Annotated in this window: 17 protein-coding genes; 4 read left to right on the top strand and 13 right to left on the bottom strand. The window is 72.1% G+C overall.

Going from position 1 to position 25,430, the window contains the following annotated elements; all coding sequences use genetic code 11:
- Positions 1-31: 31 nt before the first annotated feature.
- The 9 genes from gatB to AC3RKB_RS16065 all read right to left on the bottom strand — a co-directional run bounded on the left by gatB (position 32) and on the right by AC3RKB_RS16065 (position 11,952).
- Positions 32-1,564: an Asp-tRNA(Asn)/Glu-tRNA(Gln) amidotransferase subunit GatB gene (gene gatB, locus AC3RKB_RS16105; RefSeq protein ID WP_491437260.1), complete on the bottom strand. Its 1,533-nt coding sequence runs from the start codon at positions 1,562-1,564 to the stop codon at positions 32-34.
- Positions 1,564-3,093 carry an Asp-tRNA(Asn)/Glu-tRNA(Gln) amidotransferase subunit GatA gene (gene gatA / locus AC3RKB_RS16100; protein ID WP_491437259.1) on the bottom strand — a complete coding sequence of 510 codons (1,530 nt, stop codon included), beginning with the start codon at positions 3,091-3,093 and terminating at the stop codon, positions 1,564-1,566. The genes gatB and gatA overlap by 1 nt, the downstream gene beginning before the upstream one ends.
- The gene (gene gatC / locus AC3RKB_RS16095; RefSeq protein WP_491437258.1) at positions 3,090-3,389 is read right to left on the bottom strand and encodes an Asp-tRNA(Asn)/Glu-tRNA(Gln) amidotransferase subunit GatC; all 300 of its coding nucleotides are present in this window, start codon (positions 3,387-3,389) and stop codon (positions 3,090-3,092) included. The genes gatA and gatC overlap by 4 nt, the downstream gene beginning before the upstream one ends.
- A 74-nt stretch (positions 3,390-3,463) precedes the next feature.
- Complete coding sequence (locus tag AC3RKB_RS16090; protein ID WP_491437257.1) at positions 3,464-5,254, bottom strand: alkaline phosphatase family protein; 1,791 nt, start codon at positions 5,252-5,254, stop codon at positions 3,464-3,466.
- Positions 5,255-5,286: 32 nt separating this feature from the next.
- Positions 5,287-7,614 carry an NAD-dependent DNA ligase LigA gene (ligA, locus tag AC3RKB_RS16085; RefSeq protein WP_491437868.1) on the bottom strand — a complete coding sequence of 776 codons (2,328 nt, stop codon included), beginning with the start codon at positions 7,612-7,614 and terminating at the stop codon, positions 5,287-5,289.
- A 131-nt stretch (positions 7,615-7,745) separates the two neighbouring features.
- Entirely contained in the window at positions 7,746-8,528 is a 783-nt protein-coding gene (locus AC3RKB_RS16080) for a hypothetical protein (protein WP_491437256.1), read from the bottom strand.
- A 153-nt stretch (positions 8,529-8,681) separates the two neighbouring features.
- A complete protein-coding gene (locus AC3RKB_RS16075; RefSeq protein ID WP_491437255.1) occupies positions 8,682-9,395 on the bottom strand; it encodes a hypothetical protein in 714 nt (237 codons plus the stop codon).
- Positions 9,396-9,543: 148 nt separating this feature from the next.
- Positions 9,544-10,665 (bottom strand): tRNA 2-thiouridine(34) synthase MnmA, encoded by a 1,122-nt coding sequence (mnmA, locus tag AC3RKB_RS16070; protein WP_491437254.1) that lies wholly within the window; start codon positions 10,663-10,665, stop codon positions 9,544-9,546.
- Between the two features lie 51 nt (positions 10,666-10,716).
- Positions 10,717-11,952 carry a cysteine desulfurase family protein gene (locus AC3RKB_RS16065; protein WP_491437253.1) on the bottom strand — a complete coding sequence of 412 codons (1,236 nt, stop codon included), beginning with the start codon at positions 11,950-11,952 and terminating at the stop codon, positions 10,717-10,719.
- A gap of 50 nt (positions 11,953-12,002) precedes the next feature.
- Between AC3RKB_RS16065 and glgX the strand changes: the two genes are divergently transcribed.
- A complete protein-coding gene (glgX, locus tag AC3RKB_RS16060; RefSeq protein ID WP_491437252.1) occupies positions 12,003-14,174 on the top strand; it encodes a glycogen debranching protein GlgX in 2,172 nt (723 codons plus the stop codon).
- Positions 14,174-14,671, top strand: a complete 498-nt coding sequence (gene ybaK, locus AC3RKB_RS16055) for a Cys-tRNA(Pro) deacylase (protein ID WP_491437251.1) — start codon at positions 14,174-14,176, stop codon at positions 14,669-14,671. Before glgX ends, ybaK begins: the two co-directional genes overlap by 1 nt.
- 160 nt (positions 14,672-14,831) lie before the next feature.
- Here ybaK and AC3RKB_RS16050 read toward each other — a convergent pair whose 3' ends face one another.
- Positions 14,832-15,107 carry a GIY-YIG nuclease family protein gene (locus tag AC3RKB_RS16050; RefSeq protein WP_491437250.1) on the bottom strand — a complete coding sequence of 92 codons (276 nt, stop codon included), beginning with the start codon at positions 15,105-15,107 and terminating at the stop codon, positions 14,832-14,834.
- A 283-nt stretch (positions 15,108-15,390) separates the two neighbouring features.
- A complete protein-coding gene (glgP, locus tag AC3RKB_RS16045) occupies positions 15,391-17,955 on the bottom strand; it encodes an alpha-glucan family phosphorylase (RefSeq protein ID WP_491437249.1) in 2,565 nt (854 codons plus the stop codon).
- A 148-nt stretch (positions 17,956-18,103) separates the two neighbouring features.
- On the opposite strand from glgP, the gene AC3RKB_RS16040 reads away from it, so the two are divergent.
- Together AC3RKB_RS16040 and glgB are read left to right on the top strand one after the other, a co-directional pair.
- Positions 18,104-20,116 (top strand): maltotransferase domain-containing protein, encoded by a 2,013-nt coding sequence (locus AC3RKB_RS16040; protein ID WP_491437248.1) that lies wholly within the window; start codon positions 18,104-18,106, stop codon positions 20,114-20,116.
- Positions 20,113-22,317 carry a 1,4-alpha-glucan branching protein GlgB gene (gene glgB / locus AC3RKB_RS16035; RefSeq protein WP_491437247.1) on the top strand — a complete coding sequence of 735 codons (2,205 nt, stop codon included), beginning with the start codon at positions 20,113-20,115 and terminating at the stop codon, positions 22,315-22,317. Before AC3RKB_RS16040 ends, glgB begins: the two co-directional genes overlap by 4 nt.
- A gap of 42 nt (positions 22,318-22,359) precedes the next feature.
- Here glgB and AC3RKB_RS16030 read toward each other — a convergent pair whose 3' ends face one another.
- Positions 22,360-23,319 carry a co-chaperone YbbN gene (locus AC3RKB_RS16030; RefSeq protein ID WP_491437246.1) on the bottom strand — a complete coding sequence of 320 codons (960 nt, stop codon included), beginning with the start codon at positions 23,317-23,319 and terminating at the stop codon, positions 22,360-22,362.
- On the bottom strand, positions 23,316-25,187 hold the full coding sequence (locus tag AC3RKB_RS16025) for a DUF8094 domain-containing protein (protein ID WP_491437245.1): 1,872 nt from the start codon (positions 25,185-25,187) through the stop codon (positions 23,316-23,318). The genes AC3RKB_RS16030 and AC3RKB_RS16025 overlap by 4 nt, the downstream gene beginning before the upstream one ends.
- Between the last annotated feature and the right edge of the window lie 243 nt (positions 25,188-25,430).

The raw sequence follows: 25,430 nt of genomic DNA, 5'->3' as shown, positions 1-25,430 counted from the left end.
GCGCCGCGGCATCCGCTCAGGTCGGGCCGAGCTACCCCTCGCCGGCGCGCTCGAGCACGAGCTCGCGCACGCGGGCCGCGTCGGCCTTGCCCTGCATGGCCTTCATGACCGCGCCGATGACCGCGCCCGCGGCCTGCACCTTGCCGTCGCGGATCTTCGCGAGCACGTCGGGCTGCGCGGCCAGCGCGTCGTCGATCGCTGCGATCAGCGCGCCGTCGTCGGAGACGACCGCGAGCCCTCGTGCGTCGACGATCTCGCGCGGCGAGCCCTCGCCCGCGACGACGCCCTCGAGCACCTGGCGGGCGAGGCGGTCGGTGAGCGTGCCCTCGTCGACGAGTGCCGCGAGCTCGGCGACGTGCGCCGGCTCGGCCAGCTCGGCCGCATCGGTGCCCTGCGCGTTGGCGAGGCGGGTGAGCTCGCCCGTCCACCACTTGCGCGCGGCCGCGGGCGTCGCGCCCGCGGCGATGGTGGCCGCGACCTCGTTGAGCAGACCGCCGTTGACGACGTCCTGGAACTCGAGGTCGGTGAAGCCCCACTCCGACTTCAGGCGACGGCGACGGGCGGCCGGCGGCTCGGGCAGCGCCGCGCGCAGCTCCTCGATGAGCGCCGGGTCGGGCTCGACCGGCAGCAGGTCGGGCTCGGGGAAGTAGCGGTAGTCGTCGGCGTCGGACTTCGGGCGGCCGGGACTGGTCGTGCCGGTGTCCTCGTGCCAGTGCCGAGTCTCCTGCGTGATCGTGCCGCCGTCGGCGAGGATCGCCGCCTGGCGCTGGATCTCGTAGCGCACCGCGCGCTCGACCGAGCGCATCGAGTTGACGTTCTTCGTCTCGGTGCGCGTGCCGAAGGGTTCGACGGGCTCGCCCGGCGCCGAACGACGGCGCAGCGAGACGTTGGCGTCGCAGCGCAGGTTGCCGCGTTCCATCCGCGCCTCGGAGATGCCGAGCGAGAGCACGATGTCGCGGATCGCGGCGACGTACGCGCGAGCGAGCGCCGGCGCATCCGCCTCGGCTCCCACGATGGGCTTGGTGACGATCTCGACGAGCGGGACACCCGCACGGTTGTAGTCGACGAGCGAGTACTCGGCGCCGTGGATGCGGCCCGTCGTGCCGCCCACGTGCGTGAGCTTGCCGGCGTCCTCCTCCATGTGGGCGCGCTCGATGGCGACCTGGAACGTGCGGCCGTTCTCCAGCTCGACCTCGACCGAGCCCTCGAACGCGATCGGCTCGTCGTACTGCGAGATCTGGTAGTTCTTGCCGAGGTCGGGGTAGAAGTAGTTCTTCCGCGCGAACCGGCTCGAGGGAGCGATCGAGCAGCCGAGCGCGAGGCCCAGCGAGATCGAGTACCGCACCGCGGTGCCGTTGACGACGGGCAGCGAACCCGGCAGGCCCATGTCGACGGGTGCGACGAGCGTGTTCGGCGCGGCGTCGTGGTTCGCGCTGTTCGCCGGGTTCGGGGCCGGTGAGAACATCTTCGTCGCCGTGTTGAGCTCGACGTGCACCTCGAGGCCGATCACCGGCTCGAAGCGCTCGAGGGCCTCGTCGTAGTCCATCAGTGCCGCGCGCGCCATCAGACCACGCCCTCCTCGGTCGCCATGAGTTCGTGGGTGGACAGGTCGGGCGCCTTCTCGAGCAGCGGGCCACCCCACTGGTCGACGAGCAGCGCCTCGAGGGCCCCACCCACGTTGTAGAGCCGGGCATCCTCTCGCGCCGGCGCGAGGAACTGGATGCCGACCGGCAGGCCGTCTTCCGGAGCGAGGCCCGCGGGCAGCGAGATGCCGGGGACGCCCGCGAGGTTCGCCGGGATCGTCGCGACGTCGTTGAGGTACATCGCGAGCGGGTCGTCGAGCTTCTCGCCGAGCTTGAACGCCGTGGTCGGCGCGGTCGGGGTGGCCAGCACGTCGACCTTCGCGAACGCGGCGTCGAAGTCGCGCTGCACGAGCGTGCGCACTTTCTGGGCGCTGCCGTAGTAGGCGTCGTAGTACCCGGCTGAGAGGGCGTAGGTGCCGAGGATGATTCGGCGCTTGACCTCGGGCCCGAAGCCCGCCTCGCGCGTGGCCGCCATGACCTCCTCGACGGTGCCGCCGCCCTCGGGCGTGACGCGGAGGCCGAAGCGGACCGAGTCGAACTTGGCGAGGTTGGAGGACGCCTCCGCGGGCAGGATCAGGTAGTACGCGGCGATCGCGTACTCGAAGTTGGGCGCACCGACCTCGACGATCTCGGCGCCGTTCGCCGCGAGCAGCTCGAGCGCCTCATGGAAGCGCTGCCGCACGCCGGCCTGGAAGCCGTCGGTGTCGAGCTCCTTCACGACCCCGATGCGCAGCCCCGAGACATCGGCTCGCCGCACCGCCTCGGCCATCGACGGCCACGGATCGGGGATGGAGGTCTGGTCGTGCGGGTCGTGCCCCGCGATCACGTCGTGCAGCAGCGCGGCGTCGAGCACCGTGCGGCTGACCGGGCCGACCTGGTCGAGCGAGGAGGCCAGTGCGATCGAGCCGTAGCGGCTCACGCCGCCGTAGGTGGGCTTGGTGCCGACCGTGCCGGTGACGTGCGCGGGCTGGCGGATCGAGCCGCCCGTGTCGCTGCCGAGCGCGACGGGGGCCTCGAACGCGGCGACCGCGGCGGCGGACCCGCCGCCCGAGCCGCCGGGGATGCGCTCGAGGTCCCACGGGTTGTGGGTCGGACCGTATGCGGAGTGCTCGGTGGAGGAACCCATGGCGAACTCGTCCATGTTTGTCTTGCCGAGCGGCACCATGCCGGCCTCGCGGACCTTGCGCACGGGCGTGGCGTCGTAGGGCGGGATCCAGCCCTCGAGGATGCGCGAACCCGACGTCGAGGGCATGCCCGTGGTGACGAGCACGTCCTTGATGGCGATCGGGACGCCGGCGAGCGGGCCGAGTTCCTCGCCCGCCGCGCGGCGGCGGTCGACGTCGGCGGCGGTCTCGAGTGCGGCCTCGTTGACGTGGAGGAACGCGTGCACGGCGCCGTCGACGGCGGCGATGCGGTCGAGGTGCGCACGCGTCGCCTCGACGGACGAGACCTCGCCGGCGGCGAGCTTCGCGGCGAGGTCGGCGGCGCTCAGGCGGATCAGGTCGCTCACTGCTCCTCCCCCAGGATCGCCGACACGACGAACCGGTCGCCGTCGCGCTCGGGGGCGCCCGAGAGCGCCTCCTCCATCGTGAGCACGTCGCCCACGACATCCTCGCGGAGCGGGTTGTGCAGCGGGATCGGGTGGCTGGTGGGCACCACGTCGGGTGTGGCCACCTCGCTCACCTTCTCGACCGCCTGCATGATCTGGCCGAGTTCCGTCGTGAGGTGGCCGATCTCTTCCTCCGTGAGCGCGATGCGAGCGAGGTTCGCGAGATGTGCGACCTGCTCGGCGCTGATTTCAGACATGCTGCTCCGTCGTGTGGGGATGGGGATGCCTGCGATTCTATCGACCGAGGCCGAGCGCGCCGCGCCCCCTCCGCTCAGCCACCGAAGAGGCCCTCCCCGTGCTTCCGCAGCGTGTCGTAGGCGTCGGCGAACGTCTCGGGCTCCGGGTCGCCCGGCGCGTACTTGGCGATGAGCAGCCCGAGCAGCCCGCGCGCCGGCGGGCTCAGCGGCTTGTCCTTGTGCGCGTGCGCGGGGTGCGGCGCCGTGGCCTCGGGGTTGGGCGGGAGGTATTGCGGCGTCGTCACGGGCCAGTCCGCCGGATGGCGCGGCTCGTCGAGGTTCACGACCGAGAACAGCGAGTTCGCGCCGGCGTCCCGTCGCGTCAGCGGTTCGAGGCCGTGCCGGCGAGCGAGCGTCGCGATGAGGGCGCCGTGGTGCATCTCGTCGTGGATGACCGTGCCGGCGCGCGTGTACGCGGACACGGCGATGGCCGGCACGCGGCATCCCAGCCGGTCGAACCGGAAGCCCATCTCGCCCGGCTCGGCCTCCTCGTCGGGCGGCGTGGCGACCGGCGGCGGCACGTGGTCGTAGGTGCCACCGTGCTCGTCGAAGGTGATCAGCAGGAGCGTGTTCACCGCGTTCGAGCCGTCGGGCGTCGCGCTCTGCCGGATGGCGTCGTAGACCGAGTGAACGAGCGCGTCACCCGCGCGCACGTCGGAGACCGCGCTGTCGATGACGGTCTCGCCGTCGACCTCGCTCTCACGGAGCCTGCCGAACGGCGGGTGGAAGTCGTTGTGGTTGTAGATCATGCGCGGCTCGATGAAGGCGTACGCGGGCAAGGTGCCCTGCGCGACATCCGTGAAGAACCGGTCCATCGTGGCGAACCGGTCGGTCTTCCAGTACTGCTCGAGGACGGGGGCGTGGAGCACGCCGGTGAACGAGACGAGCTGGAGTTCGTCGAAGTAGATCCGCCACGAGAGGCCCGCGTCCTCGAGTCGGTTGAAGATCGTGGGGTCGGGATCGGCATCGAGCCACTTGTCGTACCCGCCACCGAGCTTGTTCGTGACGAACCCGTGCGAGGTCGACGCGTGGAAGAACGACCGGTTGCAGAAGGTCTGCGACGGCACCGCGCAGAACCAGTGGTCGAAGACCGCGAACTCGCGCGCGAGCGTCGAGAGCACGGGCAGCATCTCGGGCGAGAAGCCGCCCATGATCTGCTTCGCCTCATCGATCGTGGGCGGCTCGCCCTTCTTCTCGTGCAGCTGGTTCGAGAGGTAGTCGGTGAGGAAGCCGCTCATGTCGGGCGTGCCGCCGTCGTCGACGAGGTTCCACGGACTCGTCATCGCGTGGACGCCGATTCCCTCGTTCGACGCCGGATCGATGGTGCCGAACAGCTGCGTGTTGACGTGCGGGTACTCCTCGCCGGGGTCGGGGTTGGGCCGCCCCATGACCTCGTCGGTCTGCCCGTCGTACACGTGCGCCGCGACGACGGTGCCGTCGGGGGCGGTGTTCGAGTACTCCCCGAACGCAAGTCCCTCGAACGTGACTCCGTCGGGCAGCGAGTCGGGCGAGTGGAGCCAGCCGAGCAGGTTGTCGAACGAGCGGTTCTCTCCCATGAGCACGACGACGTGGTCGAAGCCGGGCTCGGAGCGCGGTTGGAGGGCGGCGAGCTCCCGCGCGCCGTCGGCGAAGCCCTGGCTGCGACCGACGGCCGCGCCGATCGCGGCGCCGGCCGCACCGCCGACGACTGCGCCGGCCGCCGCGGCGCCTCCCAGCTGAAGGAAGCCGCGACGCGTCGGCCCGGACCGCGGCTCCTGCGCTGCCGCGTGCCCGGTGGCCTCCCGATCGGGCCGGGCCGTGTCCTGCCCGTCGCCAGGTTCCCCCATGCTCGTCCCTCCCCTCGGACGTGCCGGGAAGTCTACCCGTCGAGCGCCTCCGGACCCCGCGTGACGAGGATCGCGAACTGCGCCGCGTCGAGGATCCGGATGCCGAGTTCCTCCGCCTTCGCGAGCTTGGACCCGGCACCCGGGCCCGCCGCGACGAAGTCGGTCCTCTTCGAGACGCTCGATGCGGCCTTTCCGCCGGCGGCGATGATCGCCTCCTGTGCTCCCTCTCGCGTGAAGCCCTCGAGGCTGCCGGTCGCGACCACCGTGAGCCCCGCGAGCACGCCGCCGGCCTCGGCGGCGCGACCCGGCCCCGGATGGCCCGGGGTGGCGAACTGCACGCCGGCGGCGGTCCAGCGATCGACGATCTCGCGATGCCAGTCGACCTCGAACCAGTCGAGGAGCGAGTCGGCGATGATGCCGCCGACGCCCTCGACCTCGGCGAGCTCGTCGCGGCTCGCAGCCCGGATGGAGTCGAGCGAGCCGAAGTGGTCGGCGAGCGCGCGCGCGGCGACCGGCCCGACGTGACGGATGTTCAGCGAGACGAGGATGCGCCAGAGCGGCTTGGTCTTGGCCTTCTCGAGCTCGTCGAGCAGCTTGGTCGCCGCGCCGGAGGGCAGCAGCTCGCGGTGGCTCTTGCGAATGCCTGCGCGCCGACGCTCGGCCGCGTCGAGGTGCTCGGTGCCGGGAGGGTAGGTCGCCGGCCCGTACTTCTGGAACGGAGCGCGCCGGATCGGTTCGCCCGTCGACTCATCGACCTTGACCTCGCCGGTCTCGGCGTCGCGCACGACGACCTGGATCGGCACGAGCTCGTCGATCGTCAGGTCGAACAGTCGGGCCTCGGTCTCGAGGGGCGGGGTCGACGGGACGGAGGGCTGCGTGAGCGCTGCAGCGGTCACCTCGCCGAGCGCCTCGATGTCGAGGGCCCCGCGCGAGCCGATGTGCTCGACTCGCCCGCGCACCTGAGCGGGGCACGATTTCGCGTTGGGGCAGCGGAGGTCGATGTCGCCCTCCTTCATGGGGCGTAGCGGCGTGCCGCACTCGGGACATTCGGCCGGCATGTGCCATTCGCGCTCGGTGCCGTCGCGCAGCTGTTCGACCGCGCCGAGGATCTCGGGAATCACGTCGCCCGCCTTGCGCAGCACGACCGTGTCGCCGATCAGGACGCCCTTGGCCTTCACGATGCCCTGGTTGTGCAACGTGGCCTGCCGCACGGTGCTGCCGGCCACCTTCACGGGCTCCATTACCGCGTACGGGGTCGCCCGGCCCGTGCGCCCGACGCCGACCGCGATGTCCAGCAGCTTCGTGTGCACCTCCTCGGGCGGGTACTTGTAGGCGATGGCCCAGCGGGGTGCGCGGCTCGTGGAGCCGAGTTCGGCGTGGAGCGCGAGCTCGTCGACCTTGACGACGATGCCGTCGATCTCGTGCTCGATGTCGTGCCGGTGCTCGCCCCACTGCTCGATGAACGCGGCGACCTCGTCGACCGACCCGAAGACCCGCGTGTACGGCGACACCGGCAGGCCCCACTTCGCGAGCAGGGCGTAGATGTCGGACTGCGACGCGACGGGCGGACGATCCCACGCGCCGATGCCGTGCAGGTACAGCGAGAGGCGGCCCAGTCGATCGCGCATGAGCCCGAGCTCGAACCCGTTCTTGCGCTCGCGCCGCTGCCGGAGGCTGCCGGCCGCGGTGTTCCGCGCGTTGGCGAACTCGGGGAACCTCGTCTTGACCGATGCCTCGGGCCTGCCCTTGGCCAGCTCGTCGGCCTCGTACGCCGCCTGGAGTTCGTGCTGGCGCCGGTTCAGCGCCTCGAACTCGGCGGTCGCCAGGAACACCTCGCCCCGCACCTCGAAGAACGGCGGGAACCCCTCGCCCGTGAGACGTCGCGGGATCGCGGGGATGAACTCGACGTTCTCGGTGATGTCTTCGCCGACCCGGCCGTCGCCTCGCGTCGTCGCGGTCTCGAGCACGCCGTCGCGATAGGCGAGGCTGATCGCGAGCCCGTCGATCTTGAGCTCGCTGAGCCAGTGCACCGGCCGACCGGCATCGCGCTCGACCTTCGCCGCCCAGTCGCGGAACTCCTCGACCGAGAACACGTTGTCGAGGCTCAGCATGCGCTCGGCGTGCTCGTGCTCGGGGAACCCCGCCGACGCGATGGCCGCGCCGACCTGCTGCGTCGGGCTGTCCTGGCCGACGAGCTCGGGGAACTCGCGCTCGAGCGCCTCGAGCCGGTGGAAGGCGGTGTCGTACTCGGCGTCGGAGTACGGCGAGTCGCCGTCGCCGTAGTACGCCAGGCGCGCCCGGTCGATCAGTTCGGTGAGCCGTTCGGCCTCGGTGCGTGCGGTCTCGAAGTCGGCTGGCATGTCGCTCACAGGGCCATCCTAGGGACGGCCTCCGACAGGCCCCGTCGTGGAGAGGCGGTCGGGCTTCCGCCCGCGAGGCGGGGTGCGCGGCCCCCACCGCGCACCCCTCTCCGGCGCCGCGCCCCCCAGCGTCAGGCGCCGAAGCCGGCGGCGTCCACCTTGCGGTGGTACCGCGTGCCGGCCTTGCCGCCGAGGATTGCGCCGCCGAGGCTCGCCAGGACCACGAGGACCACGGTGACGATGCCGGCGACGGTGAGCTCGCCCTCGGTCACGGGGATGCGCGGGAAGGTGTTGAGGTTCGCGAGGATGTCGTACTGCGCGCCCGCGATCGCCGCGATGACGGCGCCGACGACCGCGATCGCGATCGCCCACAGCCAGACGGCGAGGCCCTGCTTCATGCCGTTGAAGCGTGCCATCCGCCCGGCGACGTAGCCGCCCGTGAAGTACGCGACGAACAGGATGACCAGCAGCGCGATCGCGCCCACGATGCCGATGGTGCCCGCGTTCTCGGCGGCGGCCTCGTCGACCGCCTCGCCGAGCGTGCCGAGGCCGAGCGCGGCCCCGGTCGCGGCGAGGAGGGCGGTCAGCAGCACGGCGACGCCGACCGCGGTCAGCCAGCCGAAGAACGCCGAGCCGAACTTGATGCCGCCGAAGCGTTCCCGCTCCCGGGCGACGACCGCCCGTCGGAGGGCCGGGTCGGCGACGAGCCGCTCGTCGCGCGCGGCGCGGTCGTCGCGGACGACCCGCTCGTCGCGGACGACCCGCTCATCGGCGACGCCGTCGCCGTCGGTGTCGACGCGCCGCTCAGCGACGTGCTCGTGCACGCGGCCGTCGTCGCGGACGACGGCGCGGTCGTCGTGCACGGCCTCGGTGGCCGGATACGGATCGCCGGTTCGATCGGATGAGGTGCTCATGACAGGTCCCCTCTCGTGGTGCGCCGCGCATGGGTGGTGCCTGCGACGCCATGCCGACCCTACGGCGAGGCTCGGCGGACGGCAGGGGCCTTGACAGCGGCCGGATTCGCATCCTCGACGGGCGCAGCGAACGCTCGGGAGACGTTCAGGCTCCTACGAATCCAGCGCGATCCGGTCGACGCGGCGGTGGTAGCGGAGTCCGGCCACGCCCCCGAGGACGGCCCCGACGAGGCTCACGACGGCGAGGGCGACGCCGCCGAGGATCCAGGCGATCGCGCGGTGCTCCTCCGCCACGGGGAGGCGCGGGACGAGGCCCGCGACGTCGTCGAGGAAGCCGAACCGGCCGTCCGCCAGCGCGCCGAGGATGCCGGCGACGATGCCGATGACGATCGCCCACAGCCAGACGACGAGCCCCTGCGCGACACCGCTGAAGCGCGCCATCCGGCCCGCGACGTACCCGCCGGAGAGGAACGCGACGAGCACGAAGCCGAGCAGCAGCGCGACGACGCTCCATCCGACGGTGGTGCCGTCGATCGGCCCGAGCCCGCCCGATGCCCAGGGGTCCGGGAGGAGGCCGAGTCCGAGCGTGGCGTCGACGCCGGCGAACAGCCCGAGGAGGACCGCCGTCAGGGCCGACGCGGTGAGCCAGCCGAAGAACGCCGAGCCGACCTTCGGGCCGCCGAACGCCTGGCGTTGCCGTTCGGCGATCGCCTCGGGCGTGTCGGGCAGCGGGTCGACGAACCCGTCCCACGATCCGGGGGGCGCCGCTTCGGCCGTCGTGACGACCGTTGTGGGCGACGTGTCCAGGTTCCGGAACGGTTCGGCGGGGTCCCGTGTGGGGTCGGCGGGGTACAGCGGGTAGGTCACGACAGCTCCTCATCGCTCGCGCGACGCCGGGGTGCCCGCGCGACCTACGAGAATCTACGCGAATGACGCGTCGAATGTCACCCGTTCGGGTGACATCACAGCCTTGGAGACAAGGAACGGATGCCGCGCAGCGGGCGCCGATGGCGGGTCACGCGTCGGCGGGGACCGCGCTCACCGTCCGGTCGATCGTGCACTGGCCGAGCACGCGGGTGCCGATGTAGACCACCGCCGTCTGCCCGGGGGCGACCCCGCTGATCGGCGCCTCGGGCGTGACGACGAGCTCGGCGGAGCCGGCGGCCACCGTCACGACCTTCGCGACGGCCGGCACCGGGTCGGCGTGCGCGCGGATCTGCACCTCGCAGGCGAACGGCTCGCCCGGGTCGACGGGCGGCAGGCCAGCCCACGTGAAGCGCGAACCGGCGATCTCGGCGATCGCGAGCGCCTCCTTGGGGCCCACGACGACAGTGTTCTCCTTCGGCCGCACCTCGAGTACGAACCGCGGCCGGCCGTCGGGCGCGGGTGTGCCGAGGTGGAGCCCGCGGCGCTGCCCGACAGTGTAGGCGTGCGCGCCCTCGTGCGAGCCGACGACCGCGCCGGAGCGGTCGACGATCTCGCCCGGCGCGACGCCGACCTTATCGCCGAGCCAGCCGCGGGTGTCGCCGTCGGGGATGAAGCAGATGTCGTGCGAGTCGGGCTTCTGCGCGACGCTCAGCCCGCGGCGCGCGGCCTCCTCGCGCACGAGCTGCTTGGAGGGCGTGTCGCCGAGCGGGAAGTACGCGTGCGCGAGCTGCTCGGCCGTGAGCACGCCGAGCACGTAGCTCTGGTCCTTGGCCCAGGCGCTCGCGCGGTGGAGTTCGCGGTTGCCGGCGGCATCCGTCACGATCGTCGCGTAGTGCCCGGTGCACACCGCGTCGAACCCGAGCGCGAGCGCCTTCTCGAGCAGGGCGGCGAACTTGATGCGCTCGTTGCAGCGCATGCACGGGTTCGGGGTGCGGCCCGCGGTGTACTCGGCGATGAAGTCGTCGACGACGTCGGCCTTGAACCGCTCGGAGAAGTCCCACACGTAGTACGGGATGCCGAGCACGTTCGCGGCGCGCTGCGCGTCCATCGAGTCCTCGATGGTGCAACAGCCGCGGCTGCCGGTGCGCAGGGTGCCGGGCATGCGGCTGAGCGCGAGGTGCACGCCGACCACGTCGTGTCCCGCGTCGACGGCGCGCGCGGCCGCGACGGCGCTGTCGACGCCGCCGCTCATCGCTGCCAGGACTCGCATGGGTTCCAGTCTACGAACCCCCTCCTGAGCGGATGCCGCGGGCCCCCGGGATCAGCGGTCGAAGCTCGTGGCGCGGGCCGCCATGCCGGCGCGCGCGGCCCGCTCGTAGGCCGGCGGCAGGGCACCGAGGAACGCGTCGACGTCGGCCTCGGTCGACGTCCAGCCGAGCGTGATGCGCAGCGCGCCGCGCGCCTCCTCCTCGGAGCGGCCCATCGCGAGCAGCACGTGCGAGGGCTCGGGCACGCCCGCCTGGCACGCCGACCCGGTCGAGACGGCCACGCCCGCGGCATCGAGCAGGAACAGCAGCGAGTCGCCCTCGCAGCCCGGGAACGAGAAGTGGACGTTGCCCGGCAGCCGGCGGGCCGGATCGGGATCACCTGAGAGCCTCGCCTCGGGGACGGCCGCCGCGACGCCCGCGATCAGACGGTCGCGCAGGCGCGACATCCGCCGGTCTTCGCTTTCGCGCTGCTCGGTCGCGACCCGCGCGGCCGCCGCGAAGCCCGCCGCCGCGGCGACGTCCTGCGTGCCCGACCGGATTCGGCGTTGCTGGCCGCCGCCGTGCAGGAGCGGCTCGATGCGCGTGGAGCGGTCGAGCACGAGCGCGCCGATGCCGACCGGACCGCCGATCTTGTGCGCCGAGACGCTGACGGCGACGAGCCCGGCGCCGGGCGGCGCGGCCGTCTGGCGACGCAGGGCGTGCAGGTCGATGGGCACGTGCCCGTACGCGGCGATCGCATCGACGTGCAGCGGCACGCCCGCCCGCGCGCAGAGCGCTGCGATCTCGCGCACCGGCTCGATGGTGCCGACCTCGTTGTTCGCCAGCAGCATCGTGACGAGCGCGACGGATGGCGCACGACGCTCGAGAGCTGCGGCGAGCGCGTCGACCTGCACGAGCCCGAGCCTGTCGAGCGGAAGCTCCTCGACCTCGGCGCCGTCGTGCCCGGCGAGCCACTCGAGCGTGTCGATCGTGGCGTGGTGCTCGCCTGCCGGAACGAGGATGCGGTGCGCGCCGATCTCCTGCCGGCGGCGCCAGTACAGCCCCTTGATCGCGAGGTTGACCGCCTCGGTGCCGCTGCCGGTGAACACGACCTCGATCGGGTCGGCGCCGAGCGTCGCCGCGACCTGTTCGCGCGACTCCTCGAGCACCCGCTTGGCGTGCTGGCCGGCGCTGTGGATCGACGACGGGTTGCCCACGATGCGCATCGCCGCGGTCATCGCCTCGATCGCCTCGGGGCGCATCGGCGTGGTCGCGGCGTGGTCGAGGTACACGGGGTCGCCGGCCGGCATCGCGCACCTCCTGATCGGGAACCGGTTCCCTACGAACTACTGTAGTTCGCATGTCCTCCGCCGATCCGCTCCACGACCTGGGCGTGCGCACCGGACCGGACGGTGGAAGCGTTCGCGTCTGGTCCGAGCACGCGACCTCGGTGGAACTGGTCGTCTTCGACCCCGACGACCTCGATTGGGCCGCGACGCGCGTGCCCCTCGAGCGCGACGCTCGCGGCGTGTGGGCCGCGACCTCCGCCGCCCTCATCACGGGCGCCCGGTACGGGCTGCGCGTCGATGGGCCGCCCGGCATCGAGCACGCGTTCAACCCCGTGCACACGCTGCTCGACCCGTGGGCGCGCGGGCTGCAGGCCGCCGCCGACGGCTCCTGGCGCGGGGTCGTGCTCGACTCGCTCGTGTCGGAGGGATTCGACTGGGGCGGCGTCGCCAAGCCGCGCGTGCCGCTCGACCACACGGTCGTCTACGAGGCGCACGTCCGCGGGTTCAGCAAGCTCAACGAGCGCATCCCCGAGCAGCTGCGCGGCACCTACGCGGGGCTCGCGCACGACGCGTCGCTGGAGTACCTGACGGGCCTCGGCGTCACGACCGTCGAGCTGCTGCCCGTGCAGGCGTTCGTGCCCGAGGAGCGGCTGGTGCGCCAGGGGCAGGTCAACTACTGGGGCTACAACACGCTCGGCTTCTTCGCGCCGCACACGCCGTACGCGAGCGCCGCGGCCCAGGCCGGCGGACCCGCCGCGGTGCGCCGCGAGTTCGCCGGGATGGTCAAGCGACTGCACGAGGCCGGCCTGGAGGTCGTGCTCGACGTCGTCTACAACCACACCGCGGAGGAGGGGCGGCAGGGGCCGACGTACAGCTTCCGCGGGATCGACAACGCCTCCTACTACCGGCACGACGTGCACGGCCGCTACGTGGATACGACGGGGTGCGGCAACACGCTCGACTTCGGGCACGACGCGCCCGTACGCCTGGTCCTCGACTCGATGCGGTATTGGGCCGACGAACTGCAGGTCGACGGCTTCCGGCTCGACCTCGCCGCGACGCTCGGCCGCGACGCGCTCGGCGCGTACTCCCCCGACCATCCGCTGCTGCAGGCCATGCTCGCCGACCCCGTGATCGGGACCTCGAAGCTCATCGCCGAGCCCTGGGACGTCGGCCCGTTCGGCTGGCAGACCGGCAACTTCCCCGCGGGATTCAGCGAGTGGAACGACCGCTACCGCGACCGCATGCGCGACTTCTGGCTCGGCGACCTCCGTCGCGAGCGCCACGGCGAGCCCGGCAGCGGCATCGGCCGGTTCGCCACGCGCCTCGCGGGCTCCTCGAACACGTTCGCCGCGGAGCGCGGCCCGCTCGCGAGCCTCAACTTCATCACCGCGCACGACGGGTTCACCCTCGCCGACCTCACCGCCTACGACGTCAAGCACAACCTCGGCAACGGCGAGCACAACCGCGACGGCACCGACCACAACAACTCGTACAACCACGGCGTCGAGGGCCCCACCGACGACGCCGACATCGCCGCGGCGCGACGGCGCAGCATCCGGAACCTGCTCGGCACGCTGCTGCTCTCGGCCGGCGTGCCCATGCTCACGGCGGGTGACGAGTACGGCCGCAGCCAGCGGGGCAACAACAACGCGTACTGCCACGACTCCGAGCTCACCTGGCTCGCCTGGGACGGCGCCGACCGCGACCCCGCGCTCGAGGAGACCGCGCGGCACCTGCTGCGGCTGCGCCGCGAGAACCCCGCGCTCCGGCCGGTGCGCTACGGGCGATTCGGCGAGACGGTGCCGAGCGCGTCGCAGATGGACTGGTACAACGCCGACGGCGACACGATGACCATCGACCACTGGAACGACGCGTCGCATCGCACGCTCCAGTTCGTGGCGGCGTCGACGCCCGAGTTCGAGGAGTTCAACCGCATCCTCCTCGTCGTGCACGCGTCCGAGACCGAGGCTGAAGTGCTGCTGCCCGACCACCCCGGCGTCGACGACTACGAACTGCTGTGGGACTCCTCGCGCGAGGAACCCGACGGCGAGCTCGGCACCCGATTCGCCCCCGGTGAGCCGATGGCGTTGGCGCCGCAGTCGATGCGCCTGTTCCGCGCACACGGCGAGCCGTCCCCCGGACCGGCCGACGCGGCCGCCTCCGTCGTCGAGACCGAGGTCGACGCGCTGCCCGACGCCGACGACACGGTCTCCCCCGATGAACGGGCCGAGCGGCGCTGATGGCCAGGCGAACGGATGCCTCGGCCGGCACGCCCGCGACCGTCGCGCTCACGCGCGCCGGCATCCGCTTCACCGCGCACGCGTACGAGCACGACCCGCGCGCCGCGGCGTACGGGATGGAGGCAGCGGAGAAGCTCGGCCTCGAGCCCGCACGCGTGTTCAAGACGCTGCTCGCCAACGTCGACGGCTCCCTCGCCGTCGCGATCGTGCCCGTCGCCGATCAGCTCGACCTGAAGGCGCTCGCGGCGGCGCTCGGCGGCAAGCGCGCTGAGATGGCCGACCCCGCGGTCGCCGAGCGGAAGACGGGCTACGTGGTCGGCGGCATCAGCCCGATCGGACAGAAGGTCGCGCTGCCGACCGTGCTCGACGAGACGGCGATCCTCTGCGAGACGGTGTTCGTCTCCGGCGGACGCCGCGGCCTCGACCTCGAGCTCTCGCCCGACGACCTCGTCGCCGTCACCGGCGGCCGCTACGCCCCGATCGCCCGCCCCCGCTGACCGCCGTTTCGGGAGGGTTGAGGACGCGCGCAGCGCCGTCTCGTGGTCGTGAGGGTTGAGGAGGCGCGCCAGCGCCGTCTCCCCTGTGAGGGTTGAGGAGGCGCGCAGCGCCGCCCGCCGTGCGGGTCGAGGAGGCGCGCAGCGCCGTCTCGAGACCCCCTCAACCGCGACGACTCAGCCCGCGCAGGTCGTCGATCCGACCTTCGATGAGCGCGATCCGCTTCGCTCGACCCCATCCCTGAACCTGCTTCTCCCGGCCGTACGCCTCGTGGATGTGCTCGAATTCCTCCGCGTAGACGAGTTTCACGGGCAGTCTCGTGCTGGTGTACGACGGCGTCGAGCCCGTCACGTGCTGCTCGAGGCGATGTTCGAGGTCGCGGGCACTCCCGACGTAGAACGACCCGTCGGAGCATTCGAGGATGTACATGTGCGGCATGCGGTCGAGGATGCACGCTCGCGGTGAGCAGGGTGAAGGCGCGGGCCGGGGCTCCACGGGTCTGCGCAGCACGAAGCGGTGTTGAGGAGGAGACGTCACCGGGTCTCGAGACGGCGCTGCGCGCCTCCTCGACCCACACACCACCGGGTCTCGAGACGGCGCTGCGCGCCTCCTCGACCCACACACCACCGGGTTTCGAGACGGCGCTGGCGCCTCCTCGACCCACACACCACCGGGTCTCGAGACGGCGCTGCGCGCCTCCTCGACCCTCACAGCAACCACGTCAGCCGGCGGCGGCGACCAGGCCGAGCTCGGCCGAGGAGAGCAGCAGCGGATGCCGCGGCACGACGCGCACGGTGTAGCCGAACGCGCCGGCCCGGTCGAGGGTGACGGTGCCGACGTACACGCGGGTCGCGGCATCCGTCGTCGACGCGCCGTCGGGTTCGAGCACCGCGACGCGCGCGTCGTCGATGCGGTCGTCGCCGTGCGAGTGGCCGTAGACGACCTCGACGGAGACGTCGTCGGGCGTCAGCCAGCCGAGCGCGACGTGCGCGCGCAGGTGCAACTCGTCTCCGACGTGCGGCGTCGACTCGACCCCACCCGACTCGACGTGCGAGACCTGCACGCCCTCCCACGCCGCGCGCACGCCGGCGACCCACTCGGCGAGCTCCCGCGCGGGCTTGGCGCCGTTCGCGCCGACGACCGCGGCGTGCTCGGCCGCCGGACGGTAGAGGCGCTCGACGTACTCGCGCACCATCCGGTCGGCGCCGAGCTCGGGCGAGAGGTTCGCGAGCGTGCGTCGCACGCGCGTCATCCACTCGGTCGGCACGCCGTCGTGGTCGCGATCGTAGAAGAGCCGGGTGATCCGGTGCTCGATGAGGTCGTAGAGGGCGGACGCCTCGATCTGATCGCGTTCGGCGGGGTCGGGCGCCGCATCCGCGGTCGGGATCACCCAGCCGTGGTCGTCGGCGGCGTACTCGGCCCACCACCCGTCGAGGATCGACAGGTTGAGCGCGCCGTTCATGGCCGCCTTCATGCCGGACGTTCCGCACGCCTCGAGCGGGCGCAGCGGGTTGTTCATCCAGACGTCGCAGCCGGGGTAGAGCTTCTCGGCCATGCCCATGTCGTAGTCGGGCAGGAACACGATCCGCTCGCGCAGCTCGGGGCGCTGGGCGAACTGGACCAGCTTCTGGATGAGGCGCTTGCCCTCCTCGTCGGCCGGGTGCGCCTTGCCGGCGATCACGAACTGCACGGGCCGGTCGGGGTTGGTGAGGATCGCGGCGAGCCGCTCAGGGTCTTGCAGCATGAGCGTGAGGCGCTTGTAGGTGGGCACGCGCCGGGCGAAGCCGATGGTGAGCACGTCGGGGTCGAGCACGCGGCGCACCCAGTCGGGCGCGACGGCGCCCGCGTGCTGGTCGGCCCACGCGGCGGCGAGGCGTCGCCGAGCGTCCTCGACGAGCTGGAGGCGCATGCCGCGCTTGACGCTCCAGAGCTCGGCGTCGCTGACGGCAGGGCTCAGCCAGTCGGCGTGCTCGGTGTCGCCGGTGCCGAGCCGCTCCTCGGCGAGCTCGAGCAGCGCCGGATCGGTCCAGGTCGGCGCGTGCACCCCGTTGGTGATGGAGGTGATCGGCACCTCGTCGGCGTCGAACCCGGGCCACAGGTCGGCGAACATGCCGCGGCTGACCTCGCCGTGCAGCTTCGAGACGCCGTTGGCGTGCTGGGCGAGACGGAGTCCCATCATCGCCATGTTGAAGGCGCTCTCGTCGGGGTGCGTGCCCGGCTCGAGGCCGAGCGGCAGCGCGTCGGCCGGGTCGATGCCCGGCAGGAGGCCCGACTCGAGGTAGCGCGCGACGAGCGCGCGGTCGAAGCGGTCGATGCCCGCGGGCACCGGCGTGTGGGTCGTGAACACCGTGCCGGCGCGCACGAGCTGGAGTGCCTCGTCGAACGTGAACCCGTCGCCGACGCACGCCGAGATGCGCTCGAGGCCGAGGAAGCCGGCATGGCCCTCGTTCATGTGGAAGACGTCGGGGAAGTGCCGTCCGGTCAGCTCGCTCCACGCCCGCAGCGCCCGGACGCCGCCGATGCCGAGCAGCAGCTCCTGCTGCAGCCGGTGCTCGCCGCCGCCGCCGTAGAGGCGGTCGGTGACCTGGCGCAGGTCGTCGTCGTTCGCGGGGATGTCGGTGTCGAGCAGCAGCAGCGTCACGCGGCCGACGGCGGCCTGCCACACGCGCGCGTGCAGGCTGCGATCGCCCGGGACGGCGAGCGTGACCTGGACGGGCGTGCCATCGGCCCGCCGCAGCACCGAGAGCGGCAGCCCGTCGGGGTCGAGGGCCGGGTACCGCTCCTGCTGCCAGCCGTCGGGCGCGATCGCCTGCGAGAAGTAGCCGGCCTTGTAGAACAGCCCGACCGCGACGAGCGGCACGCCCAGGTCGGACGCGGCCTTGAGGTGGTCGCCGGCGAGGATGCCGAGTCCGCCGGAGTACTGCGGCAGTGCCGCGGAGATGCCGAACTCCGGCGAGAAGTACGCGATCGTCCTCGGCGTCTCGGCGCCGAGCGACTGGAACCAGCGCGGCTCGCTCACGTAGGCGCGAAGGTCGGCGCGTTCGCGCTCGGCCCAGCCGACGTACCCCTCGTCGTGCGCGAGCTCGTCGAGCCGGCGCGGGTCGACGTCGCCGAGGAACGCGATGGGGTCGCGCTCGGAGCGGCGCCAGCCGACGGGGTCGATGTGCTCGAAGAGCCGGCGGGTCGGCTCGTGCCACGACCAGCGGAGGTTCGCGGCGAGCTCCTCGAGCGCGCTGAGCTGCGGCGGCACCACGGCCCGGACGGTGAACTTGCGGATCGGCTTCACGGGACCACACTAGGGGGGCGCGTGTGACATCCGGGTGAACGGACATCACGATCCGGTCGCGCCGTCGCGGAGGTCCGGCCCGGAGCACCGACGTCATGTGCGCGAAACCGTGCTGCCGTTCGCCGGGCATCCACGCTACGGTCGGAACGTGACCAGCCGACCCGTTCGTGCCGGCCGGATCCCCGTGACCCGGCTCACGCCCGCTCTGCCCGATCCGCGATGGAACCCGAAGGCGTTCGCCGGGGAGGTGGTCCCGTTCCGCGCCACGGTCTTCCGCGAGGGCCACGACCTGGTGGGGGCGATGCTCGTGCTCACGGGCCCGTCCGGCGCGGTCCAGCGTCACCGGATGTCGCCGCTCGCGGCGGGCACCGACCGGTGGGAGGCGAAGGCCCGGCTCGACGAGCTCGGCGCCTGGTCGTGGCACGTCACGGGCTTCGGCGACGAGGTCGGCACGTGGATCCACGACGCCGAGCTGAAGATCGACGCGGGGGTCGACGTCGAGCTCATGTACGAGATCGGCGCCCGCCTCGCCGAGCGCGCGGCGAAGCAGGTCGAGCGGCCCGCGGCCGTGCGCAAGCGCCTCAGGGCCTACGCCGCGGCGCTCCGGGCGACGGATGGCGCGCCATCCGCCCGACGCGCCCTGCTGCACGACCCGCTGCTCGCCGAGTTCGACGTGCGGCCGCTCGCCCGGCTGACGACCGACTCCGAGGAGCACGGGATCTTCGTCGAGCGCCGGCGCGCCGGCGTCGGCTCGTGGTACGAGTTCTTCCCGCGCTCCGAGGGAGCGCGGCAGTTCAAGAACGGCGCCTGGAAGTCCGGCACCTTCCGCACCGCGCAGCGCCGGCTCGACGGCGTCGCCGCGATGGGCTTCGACGTCGTCTACCTGCCGCCGATCCATCCGATCGGCGTCGCGTTCCGCAAGGGGCCGAACAACACGCTGAATCCGGGGCCGAACGACCCCGGCTCGCCGTGGGCGATCGGCGGGGCCGCGGGCGGCCACGACGCGGTCCACCCCGACCTCGGCAACCTCGCCGACTTCCGCGCGTTCGTGCGTCGCGCCGCCGCCCTCGGCATCGAGATCGCGCTCGACCTCGCGCTGCAGGCCTCCCCCGACCACCCGTGGGTGACCGAGCACCCCGAGTGGTTCACGACCCTGCCCGACGGCACGATCGCGTACGCCGAGAACCCGCCGAAGAAGTACCAGGACATCTACCCGATCAACTTCGACGACGACTTCGAGGGCCTCGTCGTCGAGGTGACCCGCATCGTGCGGCACTGGATGAAGCAGGGCGTGCGCATCTTCCGCGTCGACAACCCGCACACCAAGCCGCTCGCGTTCTGGGAGCGACTGATCGGCGACATCAACGCGACCGACCCCGACGTGGTCTTCCTCGCCGAGGCGTTCACCCGCCCGGCAATGATGCAGGCCCTCGCGATGGTCGGCTTCCAGCAGTCGTACTCGTACTTCACGTGGCGCAATACCAAGGCCGAGCTCGAGGAGTTCCTGACGAGCGTGTCGCAGGAGACCGCCGACTTCATGCGGCCGAACCTGTTCGTGAACACCCCGGACATCCTCACCGAGTACCTGCAGTTCGGCGGCCCGGCCGCGTTCACGGTGCGGGCGACGATCGCCGCGACCGCGGCGCCCACCTGGGGCGTCTACGCGGGCTTCGAGCTGTTCGAGTCGGTCGCGCGCCCCGGCGCCGAGGAGGCCATCGACAACGAGAAGTACGAGTACAAGCCGCGCGACTTCGCCAAGGCCGAGGCCGAGGGCAGGTCGCTGGCGCTCTACCTCGGCATCCTGAATCGCATCCGCGCCGAGCATCCGGCGCTCGGCCAGCTCCGCAACATCCGCTTCCACTACAGCGACGACGACTCGGTGCTCGTCTACAGCAAGCACCTCGAGGGGCGCTTCATCGACGGGCGCGCCGACGACGACCACGACACGATCCTCGTGGTCGCGAACGTCGACCCGCACTCCGTGCGGGAGACGACGGTGCACGTCGACCTCGCGGCCATCGACCTGCAGCCCGGCACGACGTTCGGCGTCGAGGACCTCGTCACCGGCGAGCGCTGGGACTGGGGCGAGCACAACTACGTGCGCCTCGACGCGTTCACCCAGCCGGTGCACATCCTCCGAGTGATTCGAGGCGCCTCATGACCGACATCTCCCCCGTCCAGGCGCCCGCCGTGCCCGACGACCTCCTGCTCGCCGTCGCGGAGGGCCGGTACCACGACCCGCACGCGATCCTCGGCCAGCATGGGTTCGAGGCCCCCGCGCAGAGTGGCGCGCACACCGTGATCCGCGTGCGGCGGCCACTCGCGGCATCCGTCGACGCGCTGCTCGATGATGGCACCGAGCTGCCGCTCGAGCACGTCGCCCACGGCGTGTGGGCCGGTGCCGGTACGTTCGGGCCGACGGGCTATCGCGTGCGCGCCCGCTACGGCGACGGCAGCCAGTGGACCTCCGACGACCCCTACCGGTACGCGCCCACGATCGGCGAGATGGACCTCCACCTCATCGCCGAGGGGCGCCACGAGGAGCTGTGGAAGGTGCTCGGCGCGCACCACCGCGAGTTCCCGTCCGTCACCGGGCCGCTGCGCGGCGTGTCGTTCACCGTGTGGGCGCCGCGCGCGCGGGCCGTTCGCGTCGTCGGCGACTTCAACCGCTGGGACGGCACGGGCCACCCCATGCGCAACATGGGCGCCAGCGGCGTGTGGGAGCTGTTCGTTCCCGACGTCGAACCCGGCGCGTCGTACAAGTTCGAGATCCTCACCCAGTCGGGCGCGTGGACCATGAAGGCCGACCCGATGGCCCGTCGCGCCGAGGTGGCGCCCGCAACCGCGTCGGTGGTCGCCGCCTCGACCCACGAGTGGGGCGACGGCGAATGGATGTCGCGGCGCGCGCACTCGAATCCGCACGAGCTGCCCATGAGCGTCTACGAGCTCCACCTCGGGTCGTGGCGACCGGGCAAGGGGTACCGCGACATCGCGGACGAGCTCATCGAGTACCTGCAGTGGCTCGGCTACACGCACGTCGAGTTCCTGCCCCTGGCGGAGCATCCGTTCGGCGGTTCATGGGGGTACCAGGTCACAGGCTATTTCGCGATCACCTCGCGCTTCGGCTCGCCCGACGACCTGAAGTACCTCATCGACCGGCTGCACCAGGCCGGCATCGGCGTGATCATGGACTGGGTGCCCGGGCACTTCCCCAAGGACGAGTGGGCGCTCGCCCGCTTCGACGGCGAGGCGCTCTACGAACACCCCGACCCGCGCCGCGGCGAGCAGAAGGACTGGGGCACCCTCGTCTTCGACTACGGCAACCCGCGCGTGCGGAACTTCCTCGTCGCGAACGCGCTGTTCTGGCTGGAGGAGATGCACATCGACGGCCTGCGCGTCGACGCCGTGGCATCCATGCTCTACCTCGACTACTCGCGCGAGGACGGCGAGTGGCTGCCGAACTGGTACGGCGGCCGCGAGCACCTCGAGGCGATCGGCTTCCTGCAGGAGGCCACCGCGACGGCGTACAAGCGCAACCCCGGCATCGTGATGATCGCCGAGGAGTCGACGAGCTGGCCCGGCGTGACCGCACCGACCACCTCGGGCGGGCTCGGCTTCGGCTACAAGTGGAACATGGGGTGGATGCACGACACCCTCCAGTACATCCAGCGCGACCCGATGTACCGCTCGCACCACCACGGCGAACTGACGTTCTCGTTCCTCTACACGTTCAGCGAGCACTTCATCCTGCCGATCAGCCACGACGAGGTCGTGCACGGCAAGGGATCGCTCGTGCGCAAGATGCCGGGCGACCACTGGCAGCAGCTCGCGAACACGCGCGCCTACCTCGCGTACATGTGGGCGCACCCCGGCAAGCAGCTGCTCTTCATGGGGCAGGAGTTCGGGCAGCTGTCGGAGTGGAGCGAGGAGCGCGGCCTCGACTGGTGGATCCTCGACCAGCCGAGCCACCGGCAGCTCGCCGAGCTCGTCGGCACGCTGAACCACCGCTACCGCGAGACGCCGGCGCTCTGGCAGCTCGACGACGACTCGGCCGGGTTCGACTGGGTCGAGGGCGGCGCGGCCGAGATGAACGTGATCGCGTTCCTGCGCTACGACCGCGAGCGCCGGCCGCTGCTGTGCATCGTGAACTTCGCGGGGCGCCCGCACGAGGGCGTCCGCCTCGGCGTCCCGACGGCCGGGCGGTGGCGCGAGGTGCTGAACACGGATGCCACGGAGTTCGGCGGGTCGGGCGTGGGCAACCTCGGCGGCGTCGATGCGATCGACGAGCCGTGGGGCGGCAAGCCGGCGTCGGCCGTGTTCACGCTCCCGCCGCTCGCGGCGGTGTGGTTCCAGCCCGAGTGAGAGAGGTCGAGCAGCGTCCGCCAGGCGGGCGCTGCTCGAGGATCAGTACAGCAGCGTCGCGAGTCGGCGGCGCGCCGCGGCCACGCGGGGGTCCTCGACGCCGACCACCTGGAACAGCTCGAGCAACCGCTCCCGGACGGTGTCCTTCCCGGCCGCATCCTGCGTCGGGAACAGGTCGAGCAGGCGCGCGAAGGCGTCGTCGACGTGCCCGCCGGACAGGTCGAGGTCGGCGACGTCGAGCTGCGCGTCGAGGTCGCCGGGTGCGCTCGCCGCGCGGTTGCGGATCTCGTCGAGCGTCTTGCCCTGGAGCCGTCCGAGCAGGTTCGCCTGGGCGAGTCCCGCGACCGCGAGGTCGTCTCGCGGGTCCTGGGCGATGGCCGTGCGGTAAGCGGATGCCGCGGCGGCGTAGTCCCCTCGGCTGATCGCGTCGAACGCCTCCTGGTGCAGTGGCGGCAGCGGCGCCTCGACCGGCGCCTCAGGCTCGCCGGGCTCGGCCGTCGCATCGTCGGCGGGGACCTGGCCGTTCACGCCGTTGCGCTCCGCGATCTCGAGCAGCTGGTCGAACACCTGCTCGATCACGTCGTCGGGCTGGACACCCTCGAACAGCGGCACGGGCTGCCCGGCCACAAGTGCGACGAGCGTGGGGATCGCCCGCGCCTGCAGAGCCTGGACGAGCTGGGGGCTCTGGTCGGCATCGGCGGCGGCGAGCACGAGGCGACCGGCACGAGCACGGACGAGCCGCTCGAGCGATTCGACGAGTTGCACCGACGGTTCGCTCCACGACGCCCACAGCGCCACGACGACGGGCACCGTGCGCGAGAGCTCGAGCACCTGCCCGAAGCCCTGGTCGTCGGTCGCGATCACCACTCCGCCCTGGGCACGGCCCGGCGCCTCGCCGCCCTGTGCGGCCTCGGCGCGCCGCTCGTCGCGGTGCACGAGTGCGGACAGGTCGACCGCGCCGCGAAGGCTCGCGGGCTGCTGCGGGGGGAAGGCGTTCGTCACTGGACCTCCGATGCTCCGATGAGGGATTCCGACCAGCCGAGCAGGCGGATCTGCTCGTCGGAACCGACCGCTGGGACGTAGAACATGAGCTGGATGCCGATCACGCGCTGCACGCCCTTCGCGCTCTTCTCGCTGAAGCCGGAGAGGGCTGCGCCCGGCGCGCCGGCCTCGAAGCCGATCGTACCGCCGTCGTTCGGCGTGACCTTCTCGGTCTGCTTCAGCGAGACCGTGACGAGGGCGCCGGAATCGTTCGTGGCGAGTGCGACCGTCGGGCTCGAACCCACCTCGTTCGAGAACGCGATGTCGGCCGTGTCGGGCAGCGCCTCGGCGATGGCCCTCTGGCCCTCGACGCCCAGCTGCTGGCGGATCACGTCGCCCTCGGGGTCGAAGAGTGCCGCGTACGGCGACTCGTCGCCCTTCAGCAGCACGTCGGCGTAGGCGGGCGCGACCTGGCCGGTCGGCATGACCAGGCCCTTGAACTCGGGGTTGATCGGCGGTGCGCCGATGCTGGCCGGAGCGACCTCGGGAACATCGGCGTCGGGCACGAGGGCGGTCGCGTAGAGCACCTTGTAATTCTCGCGCGGGGACTCCTGGCGCAGCACCAGCGCGGTCGGCGCGACCGTCTCGTCGTCGCTGTTCTTGGCGATCGTGAGCACGGTCCTGGGCCACCCGGTCGCCTGCTGCGGCAGCGTGAGCGTGAGCGGCGCCGCGGGGATGGCGGGCAGCGCGGGATGCTCGGCGATCGAGCCGCGGATCACGTAGTTCGCCTTCCGCGCCTCGAGGGCCGGTCCGGTGAAGCGCTCCTCGACGCGCGCACCGTCGCGGGCCTCGTCGACCTCGGTCGTGAAGACCGCAATGCGGCGCATGATCCGCTCCATCTGCGGCACGGTCACGGCGGGGACGACCTCGGCCGCGTCCGATTCCTCGGCCGCCGCCTCATCCGGCTCGGTGGTCGGGGCCGGCGTCGCGGGCGCGGACGTCTCGGGAGCCTGCGCGAGATCGGGCCAGTAGTCGGCGGAGCAGGCCGACAGCGCGAGCGCCGGCACGAGCAGGAGCGGAGCGAGGAGGGCGCGCCGTTGCCGGCCGAGCGAGCGTCGCGTCGGGGCGCCGGATGCGGCCCGCTGCTGCGACCGCGACGGGCGGGGTGCGCGCGTGAGCTTGCCCTTCGGCCCCTTCGGGAGGTTTCGACGCGGTCCCCGCGATCGGCGGTGGGCGATCAGCCCCGAGATGACGAGCGCGATGCCCACGAGGAACACGAGGGCACCGCCGGCGATGAGCGGACCGGCCCAGGGCGTCGAGTTGTCGAGCGGCCACGCCACCTGGATGGAACCGGGTGCCGGCTCGGAACCGTCGGAGGCGAGCAGCACCGAGATTCCCTCAGGCACGTCGACGGTCGTGGTGAGCGTCCGCTCACCCGTCAGCTCGTCGAGCCACAGGTCGCTGCCGACGGGCGAGGCCACCGGTGCGTCGGCCTCGGGCGCGGCGCCCGCCTCGGGTGCCGGCGTCGGCGTCGGCGTGGCCCCCGTCTCGTCGGCGGCGGGCGAGGACGTGATCACCTCGTCGGTGAACTCCCCCGATTCCGCGTCGTACCCGACGGCGACGTAGGAGGCATCGCCGATCCAGGCCCCGACGTCGGAGGTCCGGCCATAGGACAGGAAGACGGCCTCGGAGCCGGAGACCGTGATGGTCTGCTTGCCCGGGTTCGCCGCGAGGGCGTCGGGCTGGAGCACGATGTAGTCCGCCTCGCTCTCGACGACGGTCTCGAGGGAGACCTCATCGGGCTCCAGGAACACCGTCCGTTGCGCGATGCCGAAGCCGATCATCACAGCCGCGGCGGCGAACGCCAGAATGGCGAGAACGAATCGCACGCAGTTACCTCCAGGCCGCCCACGCGGCATCCGACAAAGACACCCAACACTACCCACGATGTCTGGGAGTCGCCTCACCGCTCACTGAATGGTCGTGAACGGTCCGGGTCGCTTGCGCCGGCGCGGCCGACCCGGTCACAGGACGGACACGAGGCCCCCGCGCGGGCGCGCCCGGCCGTATGATCGGAGGCGACCCGCGCACCCCACAACCCCCCACATCGCGGGACACCGACCCCGGAGGAA

The organism is Agromyces capsici (assembly GCF_058349965.1).
This window is presented reverse-complemented; position numbering and strand designations above follow the sequence as displayed.

What these genes read in the sequence shown, in the direction of transcription:
- gatB (WP_491437260.1), bottom strand. Translation starts at nt 1,564, where the DNA reads ATGGCGCGCGCGGCACTGATGGACTACGACGAGGCCCTCGAGCGCTTC.
- glgB (WP_491437247.1), top strand. Translation starts at nt 20,113, where the DNA reads ATGACCGACATCTCCCCCGTCCAGGCGCCCGCCGTGCCCGACGACCTC.
- glgX (WP_491437252.1), top strand. Translation starts at nt 12,003, where the DNA reads ATGTCCTCCGCCGATCCGCTCCACGACCTGGGCGTGCGCACCGGACCG.
- mnmA (WP_491437254.1), bottom strand. Translation starts at nt 10,665, where the DNA reads ATGCGAGTCCTGGCAGCGATGAGCGGCGGCGTCGACAGCGCCGTCGCG.
- AC3RKB_RS16080 (WP_491437256.1), bottom strand. Translation starts at nt 8,528, where the DNA reads ATGAGCACCTCATCCGATCGAACCGGCGATCCGTATCCGGCCACCGAG.
- gatC (WP_491437258.1), bottom strand. Translation starts at nt 3,389, where the DNA reads ATGTCTGAAATCAGCGCCGAGCAGGTCGCACATCTCGCGAACCTCGCT.
- AC3RKB_RS16065 (WP_491437253.1), bottom strand. Translation starts at nt 11,952, where the DNA reads ATGCCGGCCGGCGACCCCGTGTACCTCGACCACGCCGCGACCACGCCG.
- ybaK (WP_491437251.1), top strand. Translation starts at nt 14,174, where the DNA reads ATGGCCAGGCGAACGGATGCCTCGGCCGGCACGCCCGCGACCGTCGCG.
- AC3RKB_RS16050 (WP_491437250.1), bottom strand. Translation starts at nt 15,107, where the DNA reads ATGCCGCACATGTACATCCTCGAATGCTCCGACGGGTCGTTCTACGTC.
- AC3RKB_RS16090 (WP_491437257.1), bottom strand. Translation starts at nt 5,254, where the DNA reads ATGGGGGAACCTGGCGACGGGCAGGACACGGCCCGGCCCGATCGGGAG.
- ligA (WP_491437868.1), bottom strand. Translation starts at nt 7,614, where the DNA reads ATGCCAGCCGACTTCGAGACCGCACGCACCGAGGCCGAACGGCTCACC.